Origin of the sequence: Streptomyces sp. NPDC001315 (assembly GCF_042896175.1) — a bacterium.
Taxonomy (GTDB): domain Bacteria; phylum Actinomycetota; class Actinomycetes; order Streptomycetales; family Streptomycetaceae; genus Streptomyces.
In genome coordinates this window covers 82,039-98,683 of record NZ_JBIAWZ010000017.1, presented here as the reverse complement: position 1 = coordinate 98,683, position 16,645 = coordinate 82,039, and the positions used below count along the sequence as shown (strand labels likewise).

The window sequence follows — 16,645 nt, the reverse complement described above, 5'->3', positions numbered from 1 at the left end:
TCACGGGCGGTTACTCCCGTATCAGCCCGTCACGACCAGCCGCCCATATGTCCGTTACGAGAAAAAGCCCCATTCGTTAAGTGTCGCCGTACGCCTCGCCGCCCAGCTCGAACCCCGCTGTCCCGGCCGTCACATCCGCGAGCCACCCCCGGAAGGCCTCCACGTCGGCGTCCGGCAGCCCGATCTCGATGGTGACCGCCTCCCCGTAACGAACGTCACGTACCTCGCGCCCGGTCGAGCGCAGGTCGTTCTGCACCTTGCCCGCCCGTTGGTGGTCGACGGTCACCGTGGCCAGCCGGAAGCGCCGCCGGGTGAGGGTGCCGAGGGCGTCCAGGGCCTCCCCGACCGCGCCGCCGTACGCCCGGATCAGTCCGCCCGCACCGAGCTTGACGCCACCGTAGTAGCGGGTGACGACGGCGACGACGTACCGCATGTCGCGGCGCAGCAGCATCTGGAGCATGGGGACCCCCGCCGTGCCGCCGGGTTCGCCGTCGTCGCTGGCCTTCTGGACCGAGGCGTCGGCTCCGATGACGTAGGCCCAGCAGTTGTGGGTGGCGTCGGCGTGCTCCTTGCGAACGGCGGCGACGAAGGCCTGGGCCTCCTGCTCGGTGGCCGCCGGGGCGAGCGCGCACAGGAAGCGGGAACGGTTGACCTCGGTCTCGTGCACGCCCGCGTGGGCGACGGTGCGGTACTCGTCCTGCATCCGGCCAGCCTATGCGCAGCCGGTGCGGTAGCCCGCGTCGCAGGTGGGGGCGACGATGAGGTGGGTACGCGCCCCGTGATCGGCGGAGGCCGGCCGGCCTCCGCCGATCACGGGGAGACAGGGAGACACCGGCATGACCGGCACGCACGTGGGGAGCACCGGCGGCACCGGACCTGCCCGCTCGAAGCCCTCCACGCGCGCGTGGCGCTGGCGGGCGTGGCTGCTGGAGGGCCTGAGCGAGCAGACGGCCCGCCATCCGGGCCCGCACGCTGCTCCGCACGCCGAGCACGAGGGCCATCGATGGTGGCGGGTGATGTGCCTCACCGGTGTCGACTACTTCTCCACGCTCGGCTACCAGCCGGGCATCGCCGCCCTCGCCGCCGGTCTGCTGTCCCCGCTGGCGACGCTGATACTGATCGCGCTGACCCTGCTCGGCGCACTGCCGGTCTATCGCCGGGTCGCGCACGAGAGCCCGCACGGCGAGGGTTCGATCGCGATGCTGGAGCGGCTGCTGTCGTGGTGGTCGGGGAAGATCTTCGTGCTGGTGCTGCTGGGCTTCGCGGCGACGGACTTCATCATCACGATCACACTGTCGGCCGCGGACGCCGCCGCGCACGTCGTGCAGAACCCGTTCGCCCCGCACTGGCTGGCCGGCGAGAACATCTGGGTCACCCTGGTGCTGGTGGGCCTGCTCGGCGCCGTCTTCCTGAAGGGCTTCCGGGAGGCCATCGGCATCGCGGTGGTGCTGGTGGCGACGTACCTGACCCTCAATCTGGCCGTGCTCGCCGACTCCGCCTGGGAGGTGTTCACCCACCCGGTGCGGATCGACGACTGGATCCACGCGCTGGCCGCCGAGCACTCCTCGCCCCTGGTGATGGTCGGCGTGGCGCTGGTGGTCTTCCCGAAGCTGGCACTCGGCATGTCCGGCTTCGAGACGGGCGTGGCCGTGATGCCGCAGGTCAAGGGCGGCCCGACGGACACGTACGCGAACCCGGCGGGCCGCATCCGCGACACCCGCAAGCTGCTCACCACGGCCGCGCTGACCATGAGCTGCTTCCTGCTGCTGTCCAGCCTGGCCACGACGATCCTCATCCCGCAGGAGGACTTCAGGAGCGGTGGCCCGGCCAACGGCCGCGCGCTGTCCTATCTAGCGCACGAGTACCTCGGCCAGGTGTTCGGCACGGTCTACGACGTCTCCACGATCACGATCCTGTGGTTCGCGGGTGCCTCCGCGCTCGCCGGGCTGCTGAACCTGGTACCGCGCTATCTGCCGCGCTACGGCATGGCCCCCGAGTGGACGCGGGCGGTGCGTCCGCTGGTCCTGGTCTTCATGACGGCCGCGGTCCTCATCACCCTGTGGTTTGACGCGAACGTCGACAGGCAGAGCGGCGCGTACGCGACCGGTGTGCTGGTGCTGATGCTGTCGGCGGCGTTCGCCTCCACGGTCGCCGCGCACAGGCGCGGCCATCGCCGTACGACGCTCGGTTTCGGCACGATCACCGCCGTCTTCGCGTACACGCTGGTGGCGAACGTCATCGAGCGACCGGACGGTATCAAGATCGCGGCGATCTTCATCGTGGCCATCCTGGTCACGTCGTTCAGCTCGCGGGTGCACCGGGCCTTCGAACTGCGTGCCGGCGAGGTCGTCCTCGACGAGAAGGCGGTGCGGATCGCCGACGCGGCGGCCCGCAGCGGTCCGCTGCGCCTGATCGCGAACGAGCCGCAGGAGCACAGCCGGCGGGAGTACCGGGCCAAGGAGCACGACCAGCGGGGGCACACGCCCATGCCGGAGCGCGGGCCGGTGCTGTTCCTGGAGGTGTTCGTGCGGGACTCCTCGGACTTCACCGCCGACATCACCGTGCACGGTGACGAGAAGCACGGCGTACGGCGGCTGCGGGCCCAGGGCCCGACGGTGCCCAACACCATCGCCGCGGTGCTGCTGGCCCTGCGCGACCGCACCGGTCAGGTCCCGCACGCCTACTTCAACTGGACGGAGGGCAACCCCTTCAGCCACCTGGTCCGCTTCCTGATCTTCGGCGAGGGCGAGGTCGCCCCGGTCACCCGCGAGGTACTGCGCCGCGCGGAGCCGCACCCGGACCGGCGGCCGTACGTCCACGTGGGCTAGTCCGGCGCTCGGCCCTGCTTCTTCCCTCTCGGCACGGTCATCGACGTCAGCAGGGCCGTCCCCGGGGCGAGAGCCCGCCAGGTGCTGCCGTGCCAGGCGAGGACCGCGATCGCCGAGGTGGGGAACTTCGCGCGGACCTCGTCCAGCGCTCCGTCGAGGCCTTCACCGGCCAGATCGAGGACCAGCTCCTCCAGGCCGGGGTTGTGCCCGACCAGCAGCAGCGTCTCGACCTCGGGGGGCGTCTCACGCACCACCTCCAGCAGGTCCACCGCGTCGGCTCCGTACAGCCTCGGGTCGTACCGCACCGGCGGCGGGGTGCCCCACTGGGCGGCGGCCAGCTCCCAGGTCTGGCGGGCGCGCAGGGCGGTGGAGCACAGGGCGAGATCGGGCAGGGAGTCGGCCTCGGCGAGGGCGCGGCCCGCGGCCGGGGCGTCCCGGCGGCCGCGCGGGGAGAGCGGCCGCCGGTGATCGGGGACGCCCTCGGGCCAGGCGGACTTGGCGTGCCGCAGCACGACCAGACGGCGCAGCGGTCCCGCGCCGGCGCGCGCGATCACGCCGGGGCTCCCAGGTCGCGGGTGAGCTCGAGGCCGAGGAGCCGGTCGGCGTAGGCGTACGTCTCGAAGCGGGCGCCGTCCGGCAGGTCCGGCCCGGCCTCCTCCACCCATCGCAGGACGCGCAGGACCTCGGGCACGTCCAGGTCGTCCTCCCAGGCGGTACGGAGCCGTCGGCGCACCTCGTCGGGGACCGGCCTGGACGGCCTGGTCGCCCAGGTGGCGACCGTGCGGCGCCAACGCCGAAGGGTGCGGTCGGCGTCCGTGAGGACGGCCGGGCCGAGTCGTACGGGCGCGCTCCGCCGGAGACCGAGGAGGGCCAGCCGAAGCACTGAAGGGTCGGTGCCCTCCGGAACACCGGCCTTCGCCGACAGGACGGGCGCGACCTCGACCCGGACCCCGTCGGGCACTGCACCGCCCTCGCCCACCACGTGCAGGACCGGGGCCTCGCCCAGCCCGGGTCCGATGTCCCGCCCCTCCTCGAAGGGCCGGACACCGAGGGCCGCGGCACTCGCGCGCAGCTCGGCCTGGTCGCGCGGTGCGCTCAGCAGCGCCCAGACCGGCGTCCCGCCGAGCTCCAGGGCGCGTACGAGCAGGTCGGTGACGAGCAGCACGCGCAGGGCCGTGGTGTCGAACCCCGGCGCGTGCGCCTCGACACGGGTCAGGCCCCGGCGGACGGGGGCGGCGTCGACGGGTTCGCCGGTACGGGCGTCGATGATGCGAAGCACGGGCTGAGCGTAGGCGCGCGGGCGCCCGGGCGCAGGCAGGCTGCGCGGATTCAGGACACGGAGCCCGGCCCGGGGGTGTGGCGGACCTGCTCGGAATCCCCGCACACCGTCCGCTGTTGACCCCAGGACAGCGTCTCTTCCCAGTCAGTTCCCCTGTCCATAGGAGGCCGCCGGTGTACGGCGACGAGGCAACGATCCGCAAGATCCTCACCGAGCTCGGTGACACCTGGGCCGTGGTGGGCCTGTCGTCGAACCGGAGCCGCGCCGCGTACCACGTCGCCGAGGTGCTCCAGCGCTTCGGCAAGCGGGTCGTCCCCGTTCACCCCAAGGCGGAGACCGTGCACGGCGAGCAGGGCTACGCGTCCCTCGCGGACATCCCCTTCGAGGTGGACGTCGTCGACGTCTTCGTCAACAGCGACCTCGCCGGAACGGTCGCGGACGAGGCGGTCGGCAAGGGTGCGCGGGCGGTGTGGTTCCAGCTGGGCGTCGTCGACGAGGCGGCGTACGACCGCACCCGTGCGGCGGGCCTGGACATGGTGATGGACCGCTGCCCTGCGATCGAGATCCCGGCGCTGCGCCAGGAGGGGGCGGGGCCGGCTCTCGCCGACCCCAACATAATGACCGGGTGACCTTCACTTCCCCCCACCACCCCGACTCCCCCTCCCCGCAGCACTGCCCGGTCGTCGTCGTGGGCGCCGGGCCCGCGGGGCTCACCGTCGGCAACGTCCTGCGGGCCGCCGGTGTCGCCTGTGTCGTCCTGGAGACCGGGACGAGGGAGTTCATCGAGCAGCGGCCCAGGGCCGGAATCGTCGAGGAGTGGGCCGTGCGGGCCCTCCAGCGGAGAGGCCTCGCAGGGAACCTGCTGGAGCGTGCGCAGAGGCACACGCAGTGCGAGTTCCGGTTCGGCGGCGATCGGTACCGCTTCCTCTACGGAGAGTTGACAGGCCGTCACCATTTCGTCTATCCACAGCCGTTGCTGGTGACGGACCTGGTGCACGAGTACGCGGACGTGCGCGGCGGGGACATACGGTTCGGGGTGCGGGACGTGCGGCTGCACGACCTGGACTCGGACCGGCCCTCGGTGTCGTACCTCGACCCGGAGACCGGTCGACGGCAGCTGCTGCACTGCGACTTCGTCGCCGGATGCGACGGGGCACGTGGCGTGACGCGCACCGCGCTGCCGGCCGACCGGGCCCGGGTGGCACGGCACGACTACGGCATCGGCTGGCTGGCCCTCCTCGCCGAGGCGCCGCCGTCGTCCGACTGTGTGCTGTTCGGGGTCCATCCGCGTGGTTTCGCCGGTCATATGGCCCGCAGTCCCGAGGTGACCCGCTACTACCTCCAGTGCCCGCCCGGCGACGACCCGGGCAACTGGCCGCACGACCGCGTCTGGACGGAGCTGCGGCAGCGCCTCGGCGCGGCGGGCGTTCCGCCGCTCACCGAGGGACGGCTGATCGAGAAGCGGGTGCTGGACATGCACGACTACGTCGTCGAGCCGATGGCCTACGGGCGGCTCTTCCTCGCGGGTGACGCGGCCCACCTCGTCGCGCCCATCGCGGCCAAGGGCATGAACCTGGCCCTGCACGACGCGTTCCTGCTCGGCGACGCGCTGGTCGACCACCTCACCAAGAACGACGACAGAGGGCTCGACGACTACTCGGAGGCGTGTCTGCGGCGCGTGTGGGACTACCAGGAGTTCTCGCACTGGCTCTCCGAGGTGTACCACGGCGCCGCCACGGGCGACCCGTTCCGCGCGGGCACCACACTGGCCCGGCTGCGGCGCCTGTTCACCTCACCCGTGGCGGCCGCCGCCTTCGCCGAGCAGTACCTGGGCACGGCCGCCCACCACTGACCCGACGCGCTCCCGGTCAGTCGTGCCCGGGCTGGTCGCCGAGGCGGTGGTCGGCCACGTTCAGCGCCTCGGCGACGAGGCGGCGCAGATGGCCGTCGCGGAGTGCGTAGATCACCCGGCGGCCTTCCTTGCGGGCGCTCACCAGACCGGCCAGGCGCAGCCGCGCCAGATGCTGGCTCACCGCGGGCCGCGCCGCCCCGCACGCCTCCGTGAGGGTGGTGACGTCGGCCTCCCCCACCGCCAGCGCGTGCAGCAGCGTGAGGCGGGTGCGGTCGCCGAGCAGGGCGAGGAGTTCGGCCGCGAGCGCGAACTGCTCCTCGCCCGGGGTGTGCGGATGCGCATGATGCGCAGGTGATAGGTGCATGCGTGCGCTCATACGCACATAATGGCCTCGTGGGCCACGTGCGTCCACTCCCGCGCACCTCCGTTCCTGCGCACCGGAAGGGGAGCCACGTGAGCGACCGGCACCGACACGGACACCAGCACGGCCATGAGCACCCTCATCACGAGGGGCACACCCACCCCACCACCGGCCTCCGCCACCGTCTCACCCACCTCTTCACCCCCCACTCCCACGAGATCGCCGACAAACTCGACCCCGCCCTGGAGTCCTCGGCCCACGGCATGCGCGCGCTGTGGGTCTCACTGGCGGTGCTCGGGGCGACGGCGCTGGCGCAGGCGGTCGTCGTGGCCGTGTCCGGGTCGGTGGCGCTGCTCGGCGACACGGTGCACAACGCCGCGGACGCGCTGACCGCCGTACCGCTCGGCATCGCCTTCGTGCTGGGCAGGCGCGCGGCGACGCGCCGCTTCACCTACGGCTACGGCCGCGCCGAGGACCTGGCCGGCCTAGCGATCGTGCTGACGATCGCCGCGTCCGCGGCCTTCGCCGGGTGGACGGCGATCGAGCGGCTTCTCTCGCCTCGGCCCGTCGAGCACCTCTGGGCGGTCGCCGTGGCCGCTCTCGTCGGTTTCGCGGGCAATGAGTGGGTGGCCCGCTATCGCATCCGTGTCGGCCGGTCGATCGGTTCGGCCGCGCTGGTCGCGGACGGACTCCATGCCCGTACGGACGGGTTCACCTCACTGGCGGTGCTCGTGGGCGCCGGCGGCTCGGCGCTCGGCTGGGAACCGGCGGACCCGGTCGTCGGGTTGGCGATCACGGCCGCGATCGCCCTGGTGCTGCGCGACGCGGCGCGTGAGGTGTTCCGGCGGGTGCTGGACGCCGTGGACCCGGCCCTGGTGGACCGGGCCGAGCGGGCGCTGGCGGAGGTCGAGGGGGTGCGTGAGGTGAGCGAGCTGCGGATGCGCTGGATCGGGCACCGGCTGCGCGCCGAGGTGGCGGTCGTGGTGGACGGCGAGGCGACGGTACGGCAGGCCCATGCGATCGCCGTCGACGCCGAACACGCCCTGCTGCACGCCGTCCCGAGGCTCACCGCGGCCCTGGTGCACGCCGACCCTGCACCCGTCCCGGGCGAGCCGGACCCGCATCTGGCGCTGGCCCACCACACGCCCGGGTGACCTCAGGCCACTCCCAGCCCGTCCAGCACGACCGCGCCCGGCAGCTGCGCGAACGCCTTCCCCGGCACCAGCAGCTTGCCGCGCCGCCGTCCGCTGCCGACCAGGACGTACGGCAGGTCGACGACGGCCGAGTCCACCAGCACCGGCCAGCCGTCGGGCAGTCCGATCGGGGTGATCCCGCCGTACTCCATGCCGGTCTCCCCCGTCGCCGTGTCCATGGGCGCGAACGAGGCCTTGCGGGCGCCGAGCTGACGGCGCACGGCACCGTTCACGTCGACGCGCGTGGTGGACAGGACCACGCAGGCGGCCAGCGTGGACTCACCACCGCGCTTGCCGGCGACGACCACGCAGTTGGCGGACCGCTCGAGCAGGTCCCGGCCGTAGTGCTCCACGAAGACGGCGGTGTCGGCCCACTGCGGGTCGGTCTCGACGTAGAGGATCTCGCCGGCGGGAACGCTGCCGGTCCACCGGCGTACGGCGTCGGCGACCGGGCGCGTGAGCTCGTCGAGGCAGTCAGGGGTGGGGGTGGCGTGGTCGAAGTCTCCGATGGGTGCGCGCATGGCCGCACGGTAACAGCCGTACGACGGCCGCCCACGAAGGGTCTCAGCGCACGAGCGGGACCGAGACGGCCATCACCATCTCCATAGGGACGGCACCCTGATTGCCGTAGATGTGCGGGGTGTTGGCCTCGAAGGAGGCGCTCGCGCCCGCCGGGACGCGGTACTCCACGCCGTCGACGGTGAGGGTCAGCTCCCCGGCCGTGACATGGACGAGTTCGACCGTGCCGGCGGGGTGTGGGTCGGAGGGGCTGTTGTCCCCGGGCATCAGCCGCCAGTCCCACATCTCCAGCGGGCCCGGGGCCTCGGTTCCCGCGAGGAGGCGGTTGTAGCTGCCGGCGTCCGTGTGCCACAGCCGTACGGCCTGTTCGGCGGGGACGATGCGGACCTTCGGGCCCTGTTCGTAGTCGAGCAGGGTGGTGATGCTGATGCCGAGGGCGTCGCCGATCTTGACGATGGTGCCGATGCTGGGGTTGGTGCGGGCCTGCTCGATCTGGATCAGCATGCCGCGGCTGACACCGGCCCGTGCGGCGAGCGCGTCCAGGGTGAAGCCACGCTCGGTGCGCCAGCGCTTCACATTGCGCGCCAGGGACTGGGTCAGCAGGTCGAGATCCGACACATTCCGTCCAATATCGGGGGTCATGGAGCACTCGGAGTTCAGTATTCTGAATGGCGGGGTTCACTACACTGAACTACTGTGTGGTGCACCCGATCGTTCACCGAACTGTACTGCGAGGCGACCCGTGACAGCATTCTTCGCCCTGGCCACCAGCCTCCTGTGGGGCCTGGCCGACTTCGGCGGCGGGGTGCTGACGCGCCGGATCCCGGCGCTGACGGTGGTCGTGGTCTCACAGGGAATCGCCGCGGCCGTGCTCGGCGCGATCGTGGCCGCCACCGGAGGCTGGAGCGAGGCCGGACCACGGCTGTGGTTCGCGTTCGCCGCGGGTCTGGTGGGCCCGGTCGCGCTGCTCTCCTTCTACAAGGCGCTCGCCCTCGGCCCGATGGGAGTCGTCTCCCCGCTCGCCACGCTCAGCGTGGCCGTCCCCGTCGGCGTGGGGCTCTTCCTCGGTGAGCGCCCCGGGCTGACGCAGCTCGCCGGGATCGCGGTCGCCGTCACCGGTGTCGTGCTCGCCGGCGGTCCGCAGCTGAGAGGCGCCGCGGTGCAGCGTCGGGCGATCCTGCTGACGCTGATCGCCGCACTCGGTTTCGGCACGGTCTTCGCGCTGATCGCCGAGGCGTCGACCACGGTCACCGGTCTCTTCCTGGCGCTCTTCGTACAGCGCGTGACGAACGTGGCCGTGGGCGGTACCGCGCTGTACGTCTCCGTGCGGCGGGGCGCACCGGCACTCCCGGCGGGCGGCTTCCCCTGGGCCTCGCTCCCGGCGCTCGCCTTCGTCGGCCTCGCCGACGTCGCGGCCAACGGCACGTACTCGGTCGCCGCCCAGCACGGCCCGGTCACGGTCGCCGCCGTGCTCGCCTCGCTCTACCCGGTGGTGACCGCGCTGGCCGCGCGCGGCTTCCTCAGCGAGCGGCTGCGGGCCGTGCAGGCGGCGGGCGCGGGCCTGGCCCTGGTGGGCACCCTGCTGCTGGCCACCGGCTGACTCAGGACTCCGGCTCCAGCTGGGCCAGCCTCGCCGCCGTCTCCTCGTCGAGACCCGACAGCGCCACGAGCTGCTCGGAGGTGACCCCGTCCGGGATCGGCACCGGGGCCGGGCTGCGCAGGGGTGGCTGCCAGCCCTCGGCGGGCGTCCAGCGCCGTACGACCCGGGCGGGCGCCCCGGCCACCACCGCGTGGTCGGGCACGACACCCCGGACGACGGCGCCCGCGGCCACCACGACGTTCCGTCCGATCCGCGCCCCCGGCAGGATCACGGCCCCCGTGCCGATCCAGCAGCCGGGCCCGATCTCCACGGGCTCCATCCGCGGCCACTGCTTGCCGATGGGCTCGTGCGGGTCGTCGTAGGAGTGGTTCGTGGACGTGACGTAGACGTACGGCCCGAAGTAGCAGTCGCTGCCGATGGTGACCGTCGTGTCGGCGATGACATGGCTGCCGCGGCCGAGCACGACCCCGTCGCCGATGCGCAGGATCGGGTCCGGGCCCAGGTCGAGGTCGGGCATGAGGCCGGCGGTCAGGGTGACCTGTTCGCCGACTATGCAGTGGGAGCCGAGATGGATCCAGGGCTCGCCGAAGACGGTGCCGAGGGGGAAGGCGAGCCTGGTCGCCGTTCCCATCGAGCCGAAGCGGAAGCGCCCGGGGTGCTCGGCGGTGACGGAGCCCGTGCGCTGCACCCAGGACCAGCCCGCGTGGACGGCCTGCTGCGCGACGCGGCGCCGCCAGGATGAGAACGTGTTCTTGCGCTTCGGCACCCGCTCACCGTAGTCGGCGCGTGGTGCACCCAAGAGGCCGGAGCCCTGTGATCTTCACCCCACCGGGTGGCGTACGGTGCCGGTGTACGACGGACACGAGGAGACGGTCATGACGCACAAGGCGCTGATCACGGGTATCGCGGGCAGAGAACCGAAGGTGGACCCGGAGGCCTTCGTGGCCCCCACATCGACGGTGATCGGCGACGTGACGCTGGAGGCGGGGGCGAGCGTCTGGTACGGGGCGGTGCTGCGCGGCGACGTCGAGCGGATCTCGGTCGGCGCGAGCAGCAACGTCCAGGACAACTGCACGCTCCATGCCGACCCCGGATTCCCGGTGACCGTCGGTGAGCGTGTCTCCATCGGGCACAACGCCGTGGTGCACGGAGCCACGGTCGGCGACGACTGCCTGATCGGCATGGGCGCCACGGTGCTCAACGGCGCGGTGATCGGCGCCGGCTCCCTGGTCGCCGCCCAGGCCCTGGTACCGCAGGGCATGCAGGTGCCCCCGGGCTCACTGGTCGCGGGCGTCCCGGCGAAGGTCAGGCGGGAGCTGTCGCAGGAGGAGCGTCAGGGCGTCACCCTGAACGGCACGATGTACGCGGAGCTGGCCCAGGCGCACCGCCAGGTGCACGGGGACTGAGTCCTGCGGCCGGTTCCTACTCGGTGGCCGGGACGGTTTCCCGCTCGGCCGCCTCCTTGTGCGCCGTCGCCTTCTTCGCCTTGCGCTTCAGCACCAGCATCGAGGTGAGCCCGATGAGCGCGGCCACCACCAGCCCCAGATACGAGAACCGCTTCAGCCAGTCCTCGGCGACGAGGCCGACGTAGTAGATGACCGCGGTCGTGCCGCCCGCCCAGATGATGCCGCCGAGCAGGTTGGCGATGAGGAACTTCCAGTACGGCATCCGCAGCACGCCCGCGAGCGGGCCGGCGAAGATGCGCAGCAGGGCGACGAAGCGGCCGAAGAAGACGGCCCACATGCCCCACTTCTCGAACGACCGTTCGGCGGTGGCGATGTGCCCCTCGCCGAAGTGCTTGGGGAACTTCTTGCCGAGCCAGGCCAGCAGTGGCCGTCCGCCCTTGCGGCCGATGGCGTAGCCGATGGAGTCGCCGATCACGGCGCCGGCGCTGGCGCACGCGCCGAGAACGATGGGGTTGACGCCCGCGTGCTGCGAGGAGAGCAGGGCCGCCGACACCAGGATGATCTCGCCCGGCAGCGGGATACCCAGGCTCTCCAGACCGATGACCAGGGCCACCACGGCGTAGACGGCACCCGCGGGCACCGTGTCGAGCCACTCCTGCACGTGCACCGCGGCTTCCTCCCGTTCTGCGTCCCTGCGTTCCCGGCGTGCGCCGCGAGGAGGCGCACGCCAGGAAGCCTACCGGGTCACCCGGAGGTGTCGGCGTCCCACAGATCGCACCGATGCTCCGCGTGCACGGTCGTACTCGGCGTGTTTCCGCCCGCCGACGCGGTCCGCAGCGCCAGCACGGTCCCCGGACGGCCGGGCATCGCCGGCTGCCCGGCGGCGCGCGGCACCCCGTCCCGGACGAAGGAACCCCAGTACTGGACCATCTGCCGGGACAGCGCACGCTGCTCGGCGTTCAGTGGCGAGTCGAGTCCGAAGTGCTTGAAGAGGTACTGCACCTCGTTCACATGGGTCGCACCGAAGTCGAAGTCCGTGTGCAGGTTCCGCAGCGAGGCGAAGGGCGGCGAGGTGCGGTCGGCGAACTCGTACGAGTACACCGGTCCGCGCGCGGCGAGGATGCCGTCCAGCCGGAGTGCGGGGCAGGCCATCAGGGTGTCGCCGAGCGCGGCGGCGTAGGCGAGGGTCGGCGAGGGATAGGCGGACAGGGGGTAGCGCGTGAGCGCCCGGTCACCGAACGCCGACCGCATGACCTCCGGGTACTGCTCGGGCGTGAGCGGATTGCCGCCCAGGTCGAAGGAGGCGAAGGCGAACAGCCGCCCCTCGTCCTGGTTGGCCCCGTTCATCACCGGGATCCCCGCTGCGGCCCCCTGCGCGAGGGCCGTCTCGGGCTGCTCGGGCAGGAAGGCGCCGCCGACGACCGGGCTCCAGTCGAACTCGCCCTGGGTGTCGAGGATCTCGGCCGCGGACTTGCCGCGCAGACACGCCACGGTCGTACAGCCGAGCTTCCGTGCGAAGGCGGCTCCCTGGGCCACCGCGGTCTCGTGACCGCGGGCGGAGCAGTCGTCGTAGGCGCCGCTCTCGATGATGCCCGCCCGGTACAGGCCCTTCGCCGTCGGCGAGGCCAGCTGGGTGCAGACCGAGCGGCCGCCGGCCGACTCGCCCGCGATGGTGACGCGGGCCGGGTCACCGCCGAAGCGGCCGATATTGGCCCGTACCCAGCGCAGCGCGGCCTGCTGGTCGAGCATGCCGAAGTTGCCGGAGACTCCGTCGCGCGCCTCGCCGTCGAGGCCGGACATGGCCAGGAAACCCATGGCGCCGAGACGGTAGTTGACGGTGACGACGACCGTTCCGGTCTGCCGGGCGAAGGTGTCGGGGACGATGTCCCGGCCCGCGCCGGCGGTGAGACCTCCGCCGTGGAACCAGACGAGCACGGCGCGCCGGGCGGAGCCCTCGGGGACGTAGACGTTGAGGTCGAGGCAGTCCTCGGTGTGACTGGGCTGCTCGTACCCAGGGTCCCAACTGGCCGTCTGCACACATGAGTTGCCGAAGTCCCGCGCCGCGCGCACCCCGTTCCAGGGGCGAACCGGGCGCGGCGCCGTCCAGCGGAGCTTCCCGACGGGCGGCTCGGCGTACGGGATGCCGAGGAACTGTCGTCCCTCGGCGGTGACGCCGCGCACGAGGCCCGCGTCGGTCCGGACCACCGGGTCGGCCTGCGGTGCCGCGGCCTGGGCGGGGACGGGGGTGAGGAGCGTGGCCGCGAGGGCCGCCAGCGCGAGGGTGACTCGTCGCACGACAGGCGCACGCCTGCCCCTCGGCACCCCTTCACGTTCGCGCGTCACCGGCTCACCTCCACGCTCGTACGCAGCCGCAGGTCGCGGGACGACGCACCGATCCACACGGTGCGCCGCCCGGTGCCGAGCACCCAGGCGTGCCGTTTCACATCCCACGAGGACAGCGTGCGCGCGTCGACGCGGACGGTGACCCGGCGCCGCTCCCCTGCCCGCAGCGCGATCCGCCGGTATCCGCCCAACGCCCGTACCGCCTGGTCGAGCCGGAGGTCGGGCGAGCGTCCGACATACACCTGCGGCACGTCGACGCCCGCCCGCCGGCCGGTGTTGTGGACGGTGAAACCGACGTCGAGGCCCCGGCGGGTCCACCGGACCGAAGGGTTCTCGTAGGCGAAGGAGGTGTACGACAGCCCGTGCCCGAACGGGAAGAGCGGGCGCACGCCCTCGGCGTCGTACCAGCGGTAGCCGACGTGGATGCCCTCCGAGTACTCCTCGGTGCCGTCCACGCCCGGGTAGCGGCGCGGGTCGCCGGCGACGGGGTGGTGGTCGTCGTCGGACGGGAAGGACTGGGTGAGCCGGCCGCCCGGATCGCAGTCGCCGAACAGGACGGCGGCGGTGGCGGCCGCGCCCTCCTGGCCCGGGTAGTACATCTGGAGCACGGCCCCGGTGAGCTCCAGCCACGGCATCGACGTCGAGGAGGAGGTGTTGAGGACGACGGTGCTGCGCGGGTTCGCCGCCGTCACGGCCTCGATGAGCCGGGACTGGTTGCCCGGGAGCGCGATCGTCGTGCGGTCCAGGCCCTCGGTGGCGTCCTCGTAGGCGAAGAGGACGACATGCCGGGCCGAGCGCGCCGCCGTCACCGCCTCGGCCAGGTCCTGTGCCCGGGTCGCGCCGGTGATGCGCCGCAGCCGGAACAGTTGTCCCGCGTCGCCGCCCTGTGCGCTGATGCTCAGCGTGTGGGTGCCCTTGGCGAGGGTGAGCGTGGCGCGGCGCACGGCCAGGCCGTCGGGGGCGGTGGTGACCAGGCCGCCCATGAAGTACTCGCCGTAACCGGGCGCGAGCGGGAAGAGCTCCACGCCGTCGAGGAGGACCTTGGGGCGGATGGTGGGCGCACCCGAGTAATGGATGACGAAGGTCCACTCGTCGGCCTCGGCGACGGTGAGCGTGCCGTCGTACGTCCAGGTCTGCCCGGCGCCGACGTCGTGGCCCGCACTGTCGAAGGCGGGCGTGAGCGAGGCCGCCGGGATCTCCTTGCCGAAGAGGTCCTCGCCGAGCGCGTACGTCACCTTGGCGCCGCTTCCCGCGCGTGCGGTGATGGCGTCCAGGGGGGTGTCGGCATGGTCGGGTATGACGTGCGCGCTGCCGCCGCCGCTGACGAAGGGCAGGGTGCCGCTCGGGCCGATCACCGCGATGTCGCCGCCGGTCAGGGGCAGCGTGCCGCGTTCGTTGCGCAGCAGGGTGGCTCCCGCCCTGGCGACCTCCAGGGCGACCGCCGCGCCCGCCTCCGGATCGCGGTCCGGGCGGGCGGGCACGCTGCCGTCGAGGAGGCCGAAGCGGTCCATGACGCCGAGGACGCGGCGCACGGCGCGGTCGACGAACTGTTCGGGCACGCTGCCGTTCTGGACGGCCGACTTCAGCGCCGTACCGAAGTACGTCCCGTCCGGCATCTCCATGTCGAGGCCGGCGGTGATGGCCGCCACGGTGCTGTGCGCGGCGAACCAGTCGGTCATCACCCAGCCGCCGAAGCCCCACTGCTCGCGCAGGATGTCGGTGAGCAGCGTCTTGTTCTCGCAGGCGAAGGTGCCGTTGACCTTGTTGTAGGCACCCATGACGGCGCCGGTTCCGGCGGCGACGGCCGCTTCGAAGCCGCGCAGTTCGATCTCGTGCATCGTCCGCTCGTCGACGCGCACGTCGATGGAGTTGCGGTCCCTCTCCTGGTTGTTCAGCGCGTAGTGCTTGACGGTCGCGACGAGCCCCTCGCCCTGGATGCCCTCGATCTCGGCGGCGACCAGGTCGGAGGCGAGCAGCGGGTCCTCGCTGAAGGTCTCGAAGTTGCGGCCGGCGTACGGGGTGCGGATGAGGTTGACCATCGGGGACAGCAGGACGTCCTGGCCGAGGGCGCGGCCCTCGCGGCCGATGACCTGCCCGTAGCGGCGGGCGAGGTCCGGGTCGAAGGCGGCGGCCAGCAGGACGGGGGCGGGCAGGGCGGTGGCGTGTCGGGTGACGCGGACGCCGGCCGGGCCGTCGGCGAGGCGGAGGGGCGGGACACCGAGGCGCTTCACGCCGGGTATGTAACCGGCCTGGCCGAGCGAGTCCGGGTCGGTGGCACCGTGCAGCAGGGAGATCTTCTCGTCGAGGGTGAGCCTGGCGATGAGGCGTTCGACGCGGGGGCCGGCCCCCGCGTCGGGTCTGCCCTGGGCGTAGGCGCGGGCGGTCGGGGTGAATCCGCTGGTGGCCGCCGTGGCGACGGCGATCGCGACGCCCAGCAGGGTCAGGGCGGATCGCCGGGAGACGGTGTCGGTCATGGGCCGTCACTCCTTCGGTGTGCGGGCACGACGATGTGAACCGCAGGTGCGCCCCGGCTCCCCGGCGTGCGTTCGCCCTCTGAACTCACCTTGCACGAGGACCGACTTGACACCTCGTTGGAGACCGTCGACGCGGCGGGAAAACTATGGCCCCTGGTGACTCGTGTCAATGACGCGAACAGGAAACGGCGGAGCGCCGACAAGAACCGAAGGGAAAGGAGGAGGCAAGGAGGGGTGCAAGGAGGGGGTGAGAGGGGGCCGTTCCCGGTGCGGTGACCCCCGACCAGAGTCCCGGCCGGAAACGACATACTCGTGGCCGGGACCCCTCTCCCGTGACGGGAGTCAGCTGTTGGGGCGCAGGGTCCAGACAACCGTCATCTCAGTGGTCACGGCGCCGTCCTCGCGCTGGATGGCGACGGAGACGGGGAACTCCGGGCGCTTGCCCGCGTCGAGTTCGGCGACGACCTCCGCGATCGGGCGGCCGAGCGTGGCCGTGGCCCTGACCGGGCCGAGCGCGATCTTCTTGAAGGCGATCTCGGCGTTGACGGGCAGCGGCACAGCGCGGGAGAGCTGGTCGCCGAAGGCGGCCAGGACGATCGCACCGCTGGCCGACTCGCCGAGGGTGAACATCGCTCCGGCGTGCGGTCCGCCGACGTGGTTGCGGTACTCGCTCTGGTCCGGGAGGGCGAGGACGGCCTTTTCCGGAGTGGTCTCCAGGTACTCCAGGTTCAGGGTCCGAACCATGGGCACCGTAGCGGCGAGCAACTCGCCGATCGACATCTGATCTGCG

General features: G+C 72.3%; 17 protein-coding genes. 6 read left to right on the top strand and 11 right to left on the bottom strand.

The window, feature by feature from the left end; translation table 11 throughout:
- Positions 1-76: 76 nt before the first annotated feature.
- Positions 77-703 carry a YigZ family protein gene (locus ACFY16_RS32945; protein WP_390650876.1) on the bottom strand — a complete coding sequence of 209 codons (627 nt, stop codon included), beginning with the start codon at positions 701-703 and terminating at the stop codon, positions 77-79.
- Positions 704-836: 133 nt separating this feature from the next.
- Here ACFY16_RS32945 and ACFY16_RS32940 point away from each other — a divergent pair, with 133 nt between their 5' ends.
- The gene (locus tag ACFY16_RS32940) at positions 837-2,828 is read left to right on the top strand and encodes an amino acid transporter (RefSeq protein WP_390650875.1); all 1,992 of its coding nucleotides are present in this window, start codon (positions 837-839) and stop codon (positions 2,826-2,828) included.
- Here ACFY16_RS32940 and ACFY16_RS32935 read toward each other — a convergent pair.
- Together ACFY16_RS32935 and ACFY16_RS32930 are read right to left on the bottom strand one after the other, a co-directional pair.
- On the bottom strand, positions 2,825-3,382 hold the full coding sequence (locus ACFY16_RS32935) for a SixA phosphatase family protein (RefSeq protein WP_390650874.1): 558 nt from the start codon (positions 3,380-3,382) through the stop codon (positions 2,825-2,827). The genes ACFY16_RS32940 and ACFY16_RS32935 overlap by 4 nt on opposite strands.
- Positions 3,379-4,107 (bottom strand): hypothetical protein, encoded by a 729-nt coding sequence (locus tag ACFY16_RS32930; protein ID WP_390650873.1) that lies wholly within the window; start codon positions 4,105-4,107, stop codon positions 3,379-3,381. The genes ACFY16_RS32935 and ACFY16_RS32930 overlap by 4 nt, the downstream gene beginning before the upstream one ends.
- Before the next feature lie 173 nt (positions 4,108-4,280).
- On the opposite strand from ACFY16_RS32930, the gene ACFY16_RS32925 reads away from it, so the two are divergent.
- Together ACFY16_RS32925 and ACFY16_RS32920 are read left to right on the top strand one after the other, a co-directional pair.
- Positions 4,281-4,736, top strand: a complete 456-nt coding sequence (locus ACFY16_RS32925) for a CoA-binding protein (protein ID WP_390650872.1) — start codon at positions 4,281-4,283, stop codon at positions 4,734-4,736.
- On the top strand, positions 4,733-5,959 hold the full coding sequence (locus ACFY16_RS32920; RefSeq protein WP_390650871.1) for a 4-hydroxybenzoate 3-monooxygenase: 1,227 nt from the start codon (positions 4,733-4,735) through the stop codon (positions 5,957-5,959). The genes ACFY16_RS32925 and ACFY16_RS32920 overlap by 4 nt, the downstream gene beginning before the upstream one ends.
- A gap of 16 nt (positions 5,960-5,975) precedes the next feature.
- Here ACFY16_RS32920 and ACFY16_RS32915 read toward each other — a convergent pair whose 3' ends face one another.
- Entirely contained in the window at positions 5,976-6,335 is a 360-nt protein-coding gene (locus ACFY16_RS32915) for an ArsR/SmtB family transcription factor (protein ID WP_390650870.1), read from the bottom strand.
- Between the two features lie 77 nt (positions 6,336-6,412).
- Between ACFY16_RS32915 and ACFY16_RS32910 the strand changes: the two genes are divergently transcribed.
- A complete protein-coding gene (locus ACFY16_RS32910) occupies positions 6,413-7,474 on the top strand; it encodes a cation diffusion facilitator family transporter (protein WP_390650869.1) in 1,062 nt (353 codons plus the stop codon).
- A 2-nt stretch (positions 7,475-7,476) separates the two neighbouring features.
- Here ACFY16_RS32910 and ACFY16_RS32905 read toward each other — a convergent pair whose 3' ends face one another.
- Positions 7,477-8,034 (bottom strand): YbaK/EbsC family protein, encoded by a 558-nt coding sequence (locus ACFY16_RS32905; protein WP_390650868.1) that lies wholly within the window; start codon positions 8,032-8,034, stop codon positions 7,477-7,479.
- A gap of 43 nt (positions 8,035-8,077) precedes the next feature.
- The gene (locus tag ACFY16_RS32900) at positions 8,078-8,650 is read right to left on the bottom strand and encodes a helix-turn-helix domain-containing protein (RefSeq protein WP_390650867.1); all 573 of its coding nucleotides are present in this window, start codon (positions 8,648-8,650) and stop codon (positions 8,078-8,080) included.
- A 124-nt stretch (positions 8,651-8,774) separates the two neighbouring features.
- Between ACFY16_RS32900 and ACFY16_RS32895 the strand changes: the two genes are divergently transcribed.
- Positions 8,775-9,632 carry an EamA family transporter gene (locus tag ACFY16_RS32895; protein WP_390650866.1) on the top strand — a complete coding sequence of 286 codons (858 nt, stop codon included), beginning with the start codon at positions 8,775-8,777 and terminating at the stop codon, positions 9,630-9,632.
- A 1-nt stretch (position 9,633) separates the two neighbouring features.
- Here ACFY16_RS32895 and ACFY16_RS32890 read toward each other — a convergent pair whose 3' ends face one another.
- Positions 9,634-10,398: an acyltransferase gene (locus ACFY16_RS32890; RefSeq protein WP_390650865.1), complete on the bottom strand. Its 765-nt coding sequence runs from the start codon at positions 10,396-10,398 to the stop codon at positions 9,634-9,636.
- A 109-nt stretch (positions 10,399-10,507) separates the two neighbouring features.
- Here ACFY16_RS32890 and ACFY16_RS32885 point away from each other — a divergent pair, with 109 nt between their 5' ends.
- On the top strand, positions 10,508-11,038 hold the full coding sequence (locus tag ACFY16_RS32885) for a gamma carbonic anhydrase family protein (protein ID WP_390650864.1): 531 nt from the start codon (positions 10,508-10,510) through the stop codon (positions 11,036-11,038).
- 16 nt (positions 11,039-11,054) lie between these two features.
- Here ACFY16_RS32885 and ACFY16_RS32880 read toward each other — a convergent pair whose 3' ends face one another.
- From ACFY16_RS32880 to ACFY16_RS32865, 4 genes are all read right to left on the bottom strand, one after another.
- A complete protein-coding gene (locus ACFY16_RS32880) occupies positions 11,055-11,705 on the bottom strand; it encodes a DedA family protein (RefSeq protein ID WP_390650863.1) in 651 nt (216 codons plus the stop codon).
- A 77-nt stretch (positions 11,706-11,782) separates the two neighbouring features.
- A complete protein-coding gene (locus ACFY16_RS32875; protein WP_390650862.1) occupies positions 11,783-13,333 on the bottom strand; it encodes a carboxylesterase/lipase family protein in 1,551 nt (516 codons plus the stop codon).
- Between the two features lie 44 nt (positions 13,334-13,377).
- On the bottom strand, positions 13,378-15,855 hold the full coding sequence (locus ACFY16_RS32870; protein WP_390650861.1) for a beta-glucosidase: 2,478 nt from the start codon (positions 15,853-15,855) through the stop codon (positions 13,378-13,380).
- Positions 15,856-16,197: 342 nt separating this feature from the next.
- Positions 16,198-16,635, bottom strand: a complete 438-nt coding sequence (locus ACFY16_RS32865; RefSeq protein WP_351151056.1) for a DUF4442 domain-containing protein — start codon at positions 16,633-16,635, stop codon at positions 16,198-16,200.
- Positions 16,636-16,645: the final 10 nt, after the last annotated feature.